The sequence below is a fragment of the Duganella caerulea genome, from assembly GCF_040362985.1.
GTDB lineage: Bacteria > Pseudomonadota > Gammaproteobacteria > Burkholderiales > Burkholderiaceae_D > Rugamonas > Rugamonas vulcania.
Map to the genome: position 1 here is coordinate 418,424 of NZ_BPWJ01000003.1, position 11,794 is coordinate 430,217.

An 11,794-nucleotide genomic window follows, 5' to 3' on the forward strand; every position below is an offset into this window, starting at 1 on the left:
CTTGGGCGTCGCGCATTCAGGCGTAGCTGCGCAGGAAGTCCAGCAGCACCTGGGCGGCGATGTCGGCGTCGTCCGCCGTCATCGTCTCCAGCGGATTGTGGCTGATGCCGCCGTTGCCGCAGCGTGTGAACAGCATGGCCACGTCTGTGATCGCGGCCATCGCCATCGCGTCGTGGCCGGCGCCGGACAGCAGGTCGAAGCGCGGTAAGCCAGCGCGCTCGATGGCGGAACCGAACTGCCGCGTTAAACGTGGCGCGCATGGCGCGGCGGAGGCATCGACGATCTGCTGCCAGCTCACCTCCACTTGGCGCCGCCCGCAAATGTCCGTGATGCCGTCCAACACATCCTTTACCGCCGCCAGCCGCACCGCATCGTCGGCGGCGCGGATATCGAGCGACAGCTTGCACGCGCCGGGGATCACGTTGACCGAACCGCCAGGCACCTGCAACTGCCCGACCGTGCCAACCAGCGATTCACCCTGGGCACAGCGCCGCTCGACCAGCAGCACGATCTCCGCCGCTGCCGCAGCAGCATCCCTGCGCATCGTCATTGGCGTGGTGCCGGCGTGGCTGGCCAGACCGGTCAGCTCGACCAGGTAGCGCGAACTGCCGGCAATCGCCGTCACCACGCCCAGCGGCAGGTCGCGCTCCAGCAGCACCGGGCCTTGTTCGATATGGACTTCCACGAAGCCCAGCAACTCCGAAGGATCGCGCGCGATGGCGGGAATGCGCGCCACGTCATGGCCGGCTGCCAGCAGCGCGTCGCGCATGGAGATGCCGTCGGCGTCGGTCTGGTCCAGCAGCGACAAATCGAAGCGGCCCGTGACCGCGTTACTGCCCAGGAAAGTGCTCTTGAAACGCACGCCTTCCTCTTCGGCGAAACCGACGATTTCGAAATGGAAGGGCAGCTTTTCGCCGCGCTGGTGCAGATGGCGCACGATGGCGATCGGTAGCAGGATGCCGAGGCGGCCGTCGTACTTGCCGCCGTTGCGCACCGTGTCGTAGTGCGATCCGGTCATCAGCGTTTTCGCGCCCGGCGTGTCCGAGCGGTAGACGCCGACGACATTGCCGACAGCGTCGATGTGCGCTTCCATGCCGGCTTCGCGCATCCAGTCCAGCAGCTGCGTTGCGGTCTTGCGGTGCGCTGGCGTCATGTAGGCGCAGGTCAGGTCGAAGTCCGCGTTGGCGCTGTTGTCGGTGTCGCTCCACGCGCCTATGGTCTCGCACCACTGCATGATGGCGGGGCCGAAGTCCAGCGTCACGCCCAGCAGGTCGTTCAGCCGCAGCTCCGCGATGCGCTCAATCTGGCGCAGGCACTCGGCGATTTCGTCGGCGCGCTGATTCTTCAAGCGGCGCGTGAAGGTGGCGATGATGGCGCGCCGCGTCAGCCCATGTCCGTCCGGGCCTTTGACGGCGAGGATGAACGGAAAGCCGAATTTGGCGTTGTAGTCCGCGTTCAGCTGGTGCAGCACGGTGAATTCCTCGGCGCTGCACAGGTGCAGGCCGGACTTGGCTTGCTCGTTGGTGGATTCGGCCGTCAGCTGTCCCGCGACGGCTGCCTTGCCGGCCAACTCGGGGTGGGCGCGGATCAGGCCCAGTTGCTCCTCCAGCGTGGCGGCGCTGACGACCGCCTGCAAGGCCAGCTTGAGCGCGGTGGCGTTGGCGAAGGGCCGCTGCGCCGCCGCCCGTTCCGGTATCCACGGCGAATGCTCGTAGATGCCGCGCAGGCGGTTGGTGAAGGTGGCGGCGTCGCAGCTGTTTAATTCGGAAAGTGTAGTCATGGCCTAGTGTAACCGCGACTGCGCCCTGCAGTTATATGCGGTATCCATTAAGGTTTATTACTTGCCGAGCGACTTGGCCGCCGTCGAAACCTGCTCGCGCAGCCATTTGTGCTCCGGCGCCTGGTGCACGCGCTCGTGCCAAAGCTGGTAGAAACGCATCGCCGGGAACTTGACCGGCACCGTGTACGTCTTCAATGGCATATTGCGTTCGTAGTAGCGCACGAACTGGCGGCCGGTGGTCAGCACCAGGTCCGTCTGCGTCAGCATGTAGGGGATCAGGCCGAAGTAGGCCGATTCCACGGCGACGTTGCGCTGCAGGCCCTGGCGCTCCAGGAAGTCGTCGATGACGCCGTGGTAGCCGGGCAGGATCTGCGTCGGCGCCACGTGGGGTAGGGACAGGTAATCGTTCAGCGTCATGTCCTCGCTGCCGGTGCGCAGCGCGTACGGACAGTCGGAACGCATCACGCAGATGATCGGGTCCTCGAACAGCTTGGACATGTGCAGGTGCTCGGGCGGCTCGTCCCAGTTGGCGATGACCAGGTCCATGTCGCCGTCCGACAGCAGGCGCACGTAGTCCACGCCAGGTCCCAGGCTGTGGATCTTCACGCGGCTGTTGGGCGATCCGCGCCGCAGCATCGCCACAAGGTTGGGCAGGAACTGGCTGTCCAGGTAATCCGGCGCGGCGATGTGGAAGGTGCGTGCTTCGTTCTGCGGCACGAAGGGCGTCTTCTTCAGGAACAGGTTCTCGGTTTCGTCGAGGATGCGCTTGGCCGGCACCAGCAGGCTTTCGCCGTGCTGGGTCGGCACCATGCCGCGCGCGCCGCGCACCAGCAGGGGATCGCCGGTCAGCTCGCGCAGCTTGCGCAGCGAGGCGGAGATCGAGGGCTGCGGCTGATTGAGTTTGAGGGCGACGCGTGAGACGTTCTTCTCAACCAGCAGCAGGTAGAGGATGCGGATCAAATGCAGATCCAGGTGTTGCGGCAGGGCGGCCATGTGAGGATTTCTGTTATACGGAATCGGATATGTTTAATATACTCTAATGTTCATGTGGTCGGCGTTAAATCCGTTTATCTTCTGTAAATTAGCCACACTCTTTACCCTGAAAGCATCCATGGAATTATTCGCCTATCTGATCCCGTATGGCCTTGAGTGGCTGAACCTGATCGTGCGCTGGCTGCACGTCATCACCGGCATCGCCTGGATTGGCGCCTCGTTCTACTTTGTCTGGCTGGATAACTCGATCCGTCCGCCGGCACCAGGTTCGGAGCTGGCGAAGAAGGGCGTGTCCGGCGAACTGTGGGCGGTGCACGGCGGTGGCTTCTACAACCCGCAAAAATACCTGGTGGCGCCGGCCGAGCTGCCGAAGGAGCTGCACTGGTTTAAATGGGAGGCTTATACCACTTGGCTGTCCGGCATCGCGCTGCTGACCATCGCCTACTACTTCAACGCGCAGGCGATGATGATCGATAAATCGGTGGCCGATATCGGCAGCTGGCAGGCGGTCGGCATCGGCGTCGGCACGCTGGTCGTCGGCTGGACCGTGTACGACCTGCTGTGCCGCTCCCCGCTGGGCAAGCGCGATATGTGGTTCGGCGTGGTGGTGTTCGCGCTGATCGTCGGCGCCGCGTATGGCCTCACGCATGTGCTGAGCGGCCGCGCTGCCTACATCCACGTCGGTGCGCTGATCGGCACCATCATGGTCGGCAATGTGCTGATGCTGATTATTCCTGGCCAGCGCAAGATGGTGGAGGCCATGTCGGCCGGCCGCCTGCCGGATCCTGTGCATGGCCAGAAGGCCAAGCAGCGCAGCGTTCACAATAACTACTTCACGCTGCCGGTGCTGTTCATCATGATCAGCAACCACTACGCGATGACCTACCGGAACGACCACGCCTGGCTGGTGCTGGCCTTCATCATGGCGGCCGGCGTATTCATTCGCCACTTCTTCAACCTGCGCCACAAGGGCCGGGTGGAATGGCGCTATCCTGCCATCGGCGTGGCGCTGCTGGTCGGCGTGGCGGTGGCGATCGCGCCGCCGCGTCCCGTGGCGACGGCGGCTGCTGCCGATCCGGCGGCGCAATTCGCCAAGGTGAAGACCATCGTCGACCAGCGCTGCGTGGCCTGCCATTCGGCCCATCCTTCGCAGCCCGGCTTTGCGACGGCGCCCGCCGGCGTGATGCTGGACAGCGCGGAGCAGGTGCATCAGAACGCGGAAAAAATCTACAAGCAATCGGTGCAGCTCAAGGCCATGCCGCTTGCGAACCTGACCAATATGACGGATGCCGAACGGGCGCAGATTGCGGCCTGGTTTGAGTCCGGCGCAAAGTGAGAGAACAGCCATGACGACGAACAAGGAAAAACTGGCGCAGTGGATCGATGCGCACTTCGATGAGGAAGTCGGCGTGCTGCAGCAGCTGCTGCGCGTGCCGACCGATACCCCGCCCGGCAACAACGCGCCGCATGCGGACATGGTGGCCGACCTGGTCAAGGCCTACGGCTGGAACGCCGAGAAGCACGCCGTGCCGGCGCAGGTGGTGCAGGACTACGGCATGGAGACCATCACCAACCTGATCGTCCGCCGCCCGTATCAGGCCGGCGGCCCGACGGTGGCGCTCAACGCCCACGGCGACGTGGTGCCCCCGGGCGACAACTGGACCTATCCGCCGTATGGCGGCGTGGTGGAAAACGGCTACATCTACGGCCGCGCGGCGGCGGTGTCCAAGTGCGACTTCGCCACCTACATCTTCGCCACGCGCGCGCTGGAGGCACTGGGCGTGCCGCTCAGGGGCGGGCTGGAACTGCACTTCACCTACGACGAGGAATTCGGCGGCCTGCTGGGCCCCGGCTGGCTGCTGGAGCAGAAGCTGACCAAGCCGGACTTCGTCATCGCGGCGGGCTTCAGCTACAACATCGTCACCGCGCACAACGCCTGCCTGCAGCTGGAGATCACCGTGCACGGCAAGTCCGGCCACGGCGCGATGCCGGAGACCGGCCACGATGCGCTGCAAGCGGCCACCCGCATCCTGAACGCGATCTACGACCAGCTGCCGGAGCTGAAGAAGGTCAAATCCAAAATCCCAGGCATCGACTCGCCGACCATGCTGGTGGGCCGCATCGACGGCGGCACCAACACCAACGTGGTGCCAGGCAAAGTGGTGCTGAAGATGGACCGCCGCATGATCCCGGAAGAAGATCCGGCGGTGGTGGAAGCCCAGGTGCGCGCGTTGATCGAAAAGGCGGTCGAAGGCCAGCCGGGCATCCGCATCGAGATCAAACGCCTGCTGCTGTCGCACGCGCTGCGCGAGCAGCCGGGCACGGAGAAGCTGGTGGCGAGCCTGCAGCAGAACGCGCAAACCTTCATCGGCGAGAAGATTCCGGCGCAAGGCACGCCGCTGTACGCGGATGCGCGCCTGTACGGCGAACATGGCATTCCTGCGGTGCTGTATGGCGCCGGCCCGCGCACCGTCCCCGAGTCCAACGCCAAGAAGGCCGACGAGCGCCTGCTGCTGGAAGACCTGCGCAAGGCGACCAAGGTGGTAGCATGCACTCTTTTGGATTTCCTTGGAGAGTGAGATGTTTGAGAAGAAGATGATGGCCGGCTGGGGCGATATGGACTTCAACAGCCATATGCGCAACACGGCCTTCCTGGACAAGGCGGGCGACGTGCGCATGCTGTTCCTGTCGGAGAACGGCTTCCCGATGAGTGAGTTCATGCGCCTGAATATCGGCCCGGTGGTGATGAAGGACGAAATCGCCTACTTCAAGGAAGTGATGCTGCTCGAAGAGATCACCGTCACGCTGGGCGTGGCCGGCCTGTCGGCGGACGGCAGCCGCTGGTCGCTCAGCACCGATATCATCCGCGCCGACGGCAAGCTGGCCGCGCGCGTGACCAGCACCGGCGGCTGGCTCGATCTGGTGGCCCGCAAGCTGATCGCCCCACCGGCCAACCTGCTGGCCACCTGGCAGTCGCTGGGCAAGACGGCGGACTTCCAGGAACTTAACACCAGCATCAAGTAGGCTAGCGGGCCTCGTAGAATTTGCGGTGCAGCCGGCCCGGCACGCCGCGCGCCGCCAACCGCCTGGCGGCGTCGGACAATGCCGGCGCCAGTGCCGCACTGTCCTTCCCCAAATAGATATACAGCGGCAGGTCCTCCACCGAGGCGCTGCTGTGGCCCTGCGCCAGCAGCGGCCTGGCCTCGGTGCTGATGCCGCCATCGTCGAACACGCAGGCGTCGTCGCGCTCCGACAGCACCATTTGCAGGCAGGCCGACTCGCTCTGCACGTCATGCGGCTGGATCGCCGGCTGCAGCGCCTCCAACCGTTGCTGGTACAGATAAACGCCGCGCTTGTAGCTGACCGTCTTGACGTTTTTCGCCAGCGTGGCCCAACTGGTGATGCCCTTGTCGGTACGGGTGAAGATGCGCGTGCGCGAGACGACGAAAGGGTCGTCGAGGCGCACGTAGTCTGGATGCTTCAAGACGTAGCCCTTGACTCGCCCCACCTCGCCGACGATGCTGCCGGCGGCGAGCATCGCTTCCGCGCGGCGCCCCGGCAGGCGTTGCAGCGTGCAGCGTTGTCCGCCTTCGGTGCACAACTGCTGCAGGTATGCGCTGGCGTACAGGAACAGCGGCGAATTCTCGTCGTGGGAAGTGCCGAATACCAGCTCCGCGCCGACCTGCGCGTGCGCATTCCCTGCAACGGCCAGCGTTGCGGCGATCAGGATGGTGGGCTGGAGACGGAACATAGCTCCATGATAGCCTATGCCCACGACCGCTCGGCACTGGCGGATTGTCGTATGATATGGCCATTATTGACCAAACGGCCATCCTGTGCACCGATACGATTTGATCAGCTGTCATGACTGCGGCGTGCTGCATCGCCGCCGTCCGGTGCTGCCGCGCGAGAAGGCGCGTTGCGTGCGCTGCCGGTCCATCCTCTATCGCGGCATCCATTCGGACGTCAACCGCATGGCGGCCATCACCCTGGGCGCCATCTTCACCTTCCTGATCGCCCAGTTTTGTCCCATCGTCGAACTGGCCGTGGGCGGCTACACTTCCAGCGCCACCTTGTCCGGCGCGATACGCGTGCTGTGGACGGAGCGGATGCAGGTAGTGGCGGCGATCGTGTTCCTGTTCACGGTGCTGCTGCCGGCGGTGGAGCTGGGCGCGCTGCTGTACGTGACGCTGGCACTGCGCAGCGGCGTGCGGCCGCACGGCTTCGACCATCTGCTGCGCGCGGTCGCCGCCGCGCGGCGGTGGGGCATGACGGAGGTGCTGATGATCGGCATCCTGATCACCATCGTCAAGATGACCAGCCTGGCGCAGGTGGTGGTGCAACCGGGCCTGTTCGCCTTCGGCGCGTTGACGCTGATGCTGGCCATCGTCACCTCGTTCGATCCGCAGATGCTGTGGAATATCGGCGAGCACCTGCCGGGGCCGCGCCGTCCCGCGCAGGCGGAGTTCCGCTACACGCCGCATGTCCGCCTGGCCGCCTGCCACAGCTGCGGCCTGGTGGCGCAGCACCAGGCGGCCACGCACCAGCATTGCGCGCGATGTGGCGCGGCGCTGCACCGGCGCCGTCCCGACAGCGTGGGCCGCACCTGGGCCTTCCTGCTGGCGGCCACCATCCTCTATATTCCCGCCAACCTGCTGCCGGTGATGTACACGCACTCGCTGTTCGGCAAGGAGGACGACACCATCATCAGCGGCGTGGTCTACTTCTGGACCAGCGGTTCGCCGGCGCTGGCGGCGATCATCTTCATCGCCAGCATCGTGGTGCCGGTGCTGAAGCTGGCGGCGTTGTCGCTTCTCGCGCTCACCGCGCAGCGGCGTTCGCGCTGGCGCCCCTTGCAGCGCACGATGCTGTACCGGATCGTGGAGTTCGTCGGCCGCTGGTCGATGCTCGATATTTTTGTGATTACCCTGACGGTGGCGCTGGTGCGCTTCCAGACGCTGGCGACGATCACCGCCGGTCCCGGCGCGCTGGCGTTTTGCGCGGTGGTGGTGCTGACGATGCTGGCGTCGATGCAGTTCGACCCGCGCCTGATCTGGGATCCGATCGATTCAAATGGAGAGAACCATGCCTGAAAACGAAAGCGGCGCGCCGCCGCTGCCCGAGCCGAAAGTGGAGAAGGCCAGTCGCTGGCTGCCTTCGCTGGTGTGGCTGATTCCTTTGCTGGCGGCCTTGATCGGCCTGGCGCTGGTGGCCAAGTCGGTGATGGACCAGGGGCCGACGGTGACGGTGAGCTTCCGCAGCGCGGACGGGCTGGAGCCAGGCAAGACCAAGGTTAAATACAAGGACGTGGATATTGGCCTGGTGCGCACGATCACGCTGTCGCGCGATCTGTCCAAGGTGCTGGTGCTGATCGACATGAGCAAGGAGGCCAAGCGCTTCACCGCCGCCGATACGCGCTTCTGGGTGGTGCGGCCGCGCGTGGGCGCGAGCGGCGTCTCCGGCCTGAGCACCTTGCTGTCGGGAGCCTACATCGGCGTCGATGCCGGCAAGTCGGAGGAGACGAAGGAAGAGTTCACCGGATTGGAGAAACCGCCGCAGGTGGCCACCGATGATAAGGGCACCAAGTTCACGCTGCATGGCGAGAGCCTCGGCTCGATCGACGTCGGATCGCCGATTTTCTACCGCCGCATCCAGGTCGGACAGGTGGTCGGCTTCGATCTTGACGAGAAGGGACGCGGCGTGAAAATGACGGTGTTCGTCAGCGCGCCGTACGACCAGTACGTCGGCAAGAACACGCGCTGGTGGCATGCCAGCGGCGTCGATGTGCGGCTCGATTCGAACGGCTTCAAGGTCAACACGCAATCGCTGGCGGCCATGCTGGTGGGCGGCATCGCCTTCGAGACCATGAGCGGCCAGAAACCGGACCAGCAGGCGGCTCCCGGCACCGACTTCCCACTGGCCTCCGACCAGGCCAACGCGCTGCGCGAGCCGGACGGCGTGCCGATCACCACGGTGCTGTACTTCGACCAGTCGCTGCGTGGCCTCTCGCCCGGCGCGCCGGTGGACTTCCGCGGCATCGTGCTGGGCGAGGTGCGCTCGGTCGGCGTGGACTTCGATCCTGTGAAGAAGACCTTCCGCATGCCGGTGACGGTGGACATGTACCCGGCACGCCTGGGCCGCAGCTTCCAGCAATCCGTCGCCAGCGAACAGGATCGCAACGCCGGGCCGATCGTGCTGGAGCGCCTTGTGGCGCGCGGCCTGCGCGGCCAGCTGCGCACCGGGAACCTGTTGACTGGCCAGCTGTATGTGGCGCTGGACTTCTTCCCGAACGCGCCGCAGGCCAAGCTGGATGTGGCGCAGTATCCGCTGGAGGTGCCGACGGTGCCGAATAGCCTGGACGAGCTGCAGACGCAGATCGCCAGCATCGCGCGCAAGCTCGATCAGGTGCCGTTCGGCGAGATCGGTAACAACCTGCGCGACACGCTGAAGAGCGCCAACGTGCTGTTCAAGCAGCTCGATGCGCAGGTGGTGCCGGAGATGAAGGACACGCTGGGCGCGGCCCGCAAGACCTTCGGCGAAGCCAACCAGCTGCTGCAAAAGGATTCGCCGGTGCAGTCCGACCTGCGCGAGGCCTTGCAGCAGCTGACGCAAACGCTGCAATCGCTGAACGCGCTGTCGGATTATCTGGAGCGTCATCCCGAGTCGCTGTTGCGCGGGAAGACGAGCAAGCAGGATACCAAGGGAGAACCGAAATGATGCGCTATCAAACCGCGCTGGCCGTGGCGGCCGGGCTGCTGCTGGCCGGCTGCGCCGCCGCGCCGCCGGAGCATTTCTATAGCCTCAGTAACGGCATGGGCGTGCCGGCGCCGGCGGCCGCGTCGCCCGGCTACTACATCGAGCTGCCGGCGGTGACGGTGCCGCAGCAGGTGGCTCGCTACCAGATGGTGGTCAGCAGCGAAGCGGGACGCGTGGACTTGCTGGAGCATGAGCGCTGGTCGGCGATGCCAGCGTCCGAGATCGGGCAGGCGCTGTCGCTGGCGATCACCGGCGAGCTTGGGACGGTGGACGTGTTCCGCACACCGACGGCGGACGGCGCGCCGATCTACCGCATCAGCACCAACGTGCAGCGCTTTGAATCCGCACCGGGTAAGTACGCGCTGATCGACGCGGTGTGGAGCGTGCGGCTGGTCGGCAGCGCCAAGGTGCTGACCTGCCGCAGCGTCGCCAACGAGCCGGTCGGCGGCGGCTACGACTCGCTGGTGGCCGGCCACCGTCGCGCCGTCACCCGCATCGCCGCCGACATCTCCAAAGCCGTCCGCACATTGGCCTCCGGCGCCGCCGCCGGTTGTTAAACTAGTCCGCCGCCAGCATGGCTTGCTTGATTTGTTCGCGCAGCCATACGCCGGCGGGGTCGTGGTCGATGTTGGCGTGCCAGTACAGGTAGATGTCCAGCGATGGCATCTGCAAAGGGAAGGGCAGTATCTGGTTGCCGAACTGCTGGTTGACCACGCGCGCCAGGCGCTCGGGCATCGTCAATGCGAGATCGGTCTGGCTCACCGCGCGGCAGGCGGCGAAATAGTGCTGGCAGCGCAGGCGCACGCGCCGCTGCAGTCCCATCCGGCTCAGTTCAAAATCCTCCAGCCCCGGTCCGCGCCGGCGCGAGCTGGTTTGGATGTGCTCCAACGCCAGATAGCCGTCCAGGTCCAGCGCGCCGCGCACCAGCGGATGGTCGCGCCGCACCAGCACCACCGTGCTGTCGGTGGCCAGCAGCGCGCGGCGGATGTCGTTCGACAGCGGCAGCAGGATGTCGATCGCCGCGTCCAGCGTGCCGGCCGCCAGCTCGCTTTCCAGCTCGCGCCGGCCCACCTGCAGGGTGTTCAAGCTCACTGTCGGCGCATCGTGCGCCACGCGCGCCATCAGCGGCGGCAGCACACTCGCCTCCAGCACATCGCGCAGCGCCAGCGAGAAGGTGCGCTCGCTGGTGGCTGCGTCGAAGTGGCCGGCGCCGTTCAGCGTCACTTCAAAGCCGCGCAGCGATTGCCGCACGCTGTCGATGATGGAGCGGGACAGCGGCGTCGGCACCATCACGTGGCCTTGGCGTTCGAACAGCGGATCCTCAAACAGCACGCGCAAGCGATTCAGCGCGTGGCTGATGGCGGGCTGCGTCAGGTTCATCTTCAGGCTGGCGCGCGTGATGCTGCCTTCCGCGTAGATCGCCTCGAAGACGATGAACAGATTGAGATCGACCTTGGATATATGCATGAGGTTTATTTGGCTGAATTAAAACTATTCATTTGATGAATTATAGGCCGGACGTTAAGCTGGTGCCTGTTTTGATCTGGAGCCGCGAGCAAATGGGACAAATTTATCTGGTGCGCCACGGGCAGGCCTCGTTCGGCAGCGCCAATTACGATCAGCTGTCGACGCTGGGTTACGAGCAGGCGCGTTTGCTGGGGCAGTGGTATGCCAACAGCCGCCAGTCCTTCCAGCGCGTGGTGGTGGGCGGCATGGCGCGCCATCGCCAGACCGCCGACAGCTGCCTGGCCGAGCTGCCCAAGGCGCAGCTGGCCGATACCGAATGGATCACCGATCCCGGCTTCGCCGAATTCGACCACCACGAGGTGCTGCGGCGCCACTGCCCGGAGGCCAGCGATGCCGCCGCCTTCCAGCAGCTGCTCGCGCAGCACGAGGAGCCGCAGCGCGCGCTGGAGCATCTGTTCCGCGCCGCCATGCAGCGCTGGATGAGCGGCTGGCACGACGACGAGTACACCGAGACCTGGCCTGAATTCCGCCGCCGCTGCGTGGCCGCGCTGGAGCGGCTCGACACCGACAGCAGCAAGCAGGCCGCCATCGTGTTCACCTCCGGCGGCGTGATCGCCACGCTGATGCAGCACCTGCTTGGCCTGCAGGACTACCAGGTGATGGAGTTGAGCTGGACACTAGCCAATTGCGGCGTCACCAAGCTGCTGCAGCGCCCCGGCCAGTTCACGCTCAGTTACCTCAACAACTACTCGCACCTGGAATGGCTGGGACAACCCGGCGCCGTCACCTACCGATAAG

At 65.3% G+C, this 11,794-nt stretch carries 11 protein-coding genes; 7 read left to right on the top strand and 4 right to left on the bottom strand.

Annotated elements, in window-relative coordinates; genetic code table 11:
- Positions 1-16: 16 nt before the first annotated feature.
- Both ACUJB0_RS11150 and ACUJB0_RS11155 read right to left on the bottom strand, forming a co-directional pair.
- The gene (locus tag ACUJB0_RS11150; RefSeq protein ID WP_444845285.1) at positions 17-1,780 is read right to left on the bottom strand and encodes an allantoate amidohydrolase; all 1,764 of its coding nucleotides are present in this window, start codon (positions 1,778-1,780) and stop codon (positions 17-19) included.
- Positions 1,781-1,837: 57 nt separating this feature from the next.
- The gene (locus ACUJB0_RS11155) at positions 1,838-2,773 is read right to left on the bottom strand and encodes a LysR substrate-binding domain-containing protein (protein WP_161095507.1); all 936 of its coding nucleotides are present in this window, start codon (positions 2,771-2,773) and stop codon (positions 1,838-1,840) included.
- Positions 2,774-2,891: 118 nt separating this feature from the next.
- Between ACUJB0_RS11155 and ACUJB0_RS11160 the strand changes: the two genes are divergently transcribed.
- Genes ACUJB0_RS11160 through ACUJB0_RS11170 form a run of 3 tightly spaced genes read left to right on the top strand, consistent with a single transcriptional unit; the run spans position 2,892 to position 5,797 of the window.
- Positions 2,892-4,109, top strand: coding sequence for a urate hydroxylase PuuD (locus tag ACUJB0_RS11160; RefSeq protein ID WP_444845286.1), 1,218 nt, complete (start codon positions 2,892-2,894; stop codon positions 4,107-4,109).
- Between the two features lie 10 nt (positions 4,110-4,119).
- Positions 4,120-5,352 carry a M20/M25/M40 family metallo-hydrolase gene (locus ACUJB0_RS11165; protein ID WP_444845287.1) on the top strand — a complete coding sequence of 411 codons (1,233 nt, stop codon included), beginning with the start codon at positions 4,120-4,122 and terminating at the stop codon, positions 5,350-5,352.
- Position 5,353: 1 nt separating this feature from the next.
- Positions 5,354-5,797, top strand: coding sequence for a thioesterase family protein (locus tag ACUJB0_RS11170; protein ID WP_161083793.1), 444 nt, complete (start codon positions 5,354-5,356; stop codon positions 5,795-5,797).
- A gap of 1 nt (position 5,798) precedes the next feature.
- Here the strand turns inward: ACUJB0_RS11170 and ACUJB0_RS11175 are convergent, their stop codons facing one another.
- Positions 5,799-6,524 (bottom strand): substrate-binding periplasmic protein, encoded by a 726-nt coding sequence (locus ACUJB0_RS11175; RefSeq protein ID WP_444845288.1) that lies wholly within the window; start codon positions 6,522-6,524, stop codon positions 5,799-5,801.
- An 85-nt stretch (positions 6,525-6,609) separates the two neighbouring features.
- On the opposite strand from ACUJB0_RS11175, the gene ACUJB0_RS11180 reads away from it, so the two are divergent.
- From ACUJB0_RS11180 to ACUJB0_RS11190, 3 genes are read left to right on the top strand one after another with little or no spacing between them, the layout of a single operon-like run.
- Entirely contained in the window at positions 6,610-7,866 is a 1,257-nt protein-coding gene (locus tag ACUJB0_RS11180) for a paraquat-inducible protein A (protein WP_444845289.1), read from the top strand.
- Positions 7,859-9,490 carry a PqiB family protein gene (locus tag ACUJB0_RS11185; RefSeq protein ID WP_444845290.1) on the top strand — a complete coding sequence of 544 codons (1,632 nt, stop codon included), beginning with the start codon at positions 7,859-7,861 and terminating at the stop codon, positions 9,488-9,490. The genes ACUJB0_RS11180 and ACUJB0_RS11185 overlap by 8 nt, the downstream gene beginning before the upstream one ends.
- Positions 9,487-10,086 (top strand): PqiC family protein, encoded by a 600-nt coding sequence (locus ACUJB0_RS11190; protein ID WP_444845291.1) that lies wholly within the window; start codon positions 9,487-9,489, stop codon positions 10,084-10,086. Before ACUJB0_RS11185 ends, ACUJB0_RS11190 begins: the two co-directional genes overlap by 4 nt.
- A 1-nt stretch (position 10,087) precedes the next feature.
- Here the strand turns inward: ACUJB0_RS11190 and ACUJB0_RS11195 are convergent, their stop codons facing one another.
- Complete coding sequence (locus ACUJB0_RS11195) at positions 10,088-10,996, bottom strand: LysR family transcriptional regulator (RefSeq protein ID WP_444845292.1); 909 nt, start codon at positions 10,994-10,996, stop codon at positions 10,088-10,090.
- Between the two features lie 92 nt (positions 10,997-11,088).
- On the opposite strand from ACUJB0_RS11195, the gene ACUJB0_RS11200 reads away from it, so the two are divergent.
- Complete coding sequence (locus tag ACUJB0_RS11200) at positions 11,089-11,793, top strand: histidine phosphatase family protein (RefSeq protein ID WP_444845293.1); 705 nt, start codon at positions 11,089-11,091, stop codon at positions 11,791-11,793.
- The last annotated feature ends 1 nt before the right edge of the window (position 11,794 follow it).

Bases quoted from the DNA above. Each gene is read 5' to 3' on its own strand.
- ACUJB0_RS11150 (WP_444845285.1), bottom strand. From the start codon at position 1,780: ATGACTACACTTTCCGAATTAAACAGCTGCGACGCCGCCACCTTCACC.
- ACUJB0_RS11155 (WP_161095507.1), bottom strand. From the start codon at position 2,773: ATGGCCGCCCTGCCGCAACACCTGGATCTGCATTTGATCCGCATCCTC.
- ACUJB0_RS11160 (WP_444845286.1), top strand. From the start codon at position 2,892: ATGGAATTATTCGCCTATCTGATCCCGTATGGCCTTGAGTGGCTGAAC.
- ACUJB0_RS11165 (WP_444845287.1), top strand. From the start codon at position 4,120: ATGACGACGAACAAGGAAAAACTGGCGCAGTGGATCGATGCGCACTTC.
- ACUJB0_RS11170 (WP_161083793.1), top strand. From the start codon at position 5,354: ATGTTTGAGAAGAAGATGATGGCCGGCTGGGGCGATATGGACTTCAAC.
- ACUJB0_RS11175 (WP_444845288.1), bottom strand. From the start codon at position 6,524: ATGTTCCGTCTCCAGCCCACCATCCTGATCGCCGCAACGCTGGCCGTT.
- ACUJB0_RS11185 (WP_444845290.1), top strand. From the start codon at position 7,859: ATGCCTGAAAACGAAAGCGGCGCGCCGCCGCTGCCCGAGCCGAAAGTG.
- ACUJB0_RS11190 (WP_444845291.1), top strand. From the start codon at position 9,487: ATGATGCGCTATCAAACCGCGCTGGCCGTGGCGGCCGGGCTGCTGCTG.
- ACUJB0_RS11195 (WP_444845292.1), bottom strand. From the start codon at position 10,996: ATGCATATATCCAAGGTCGATCTCAATCTGTTCATCGTCTTCGAGGCG.
- ACUJB0_RS11200 (WP_444845293.1), top strand. From the start codon at position 11,089: ATGGGACAAATTTATCTGGTGCGCCACGGGCAGGCCTCGTTCGGCAGC.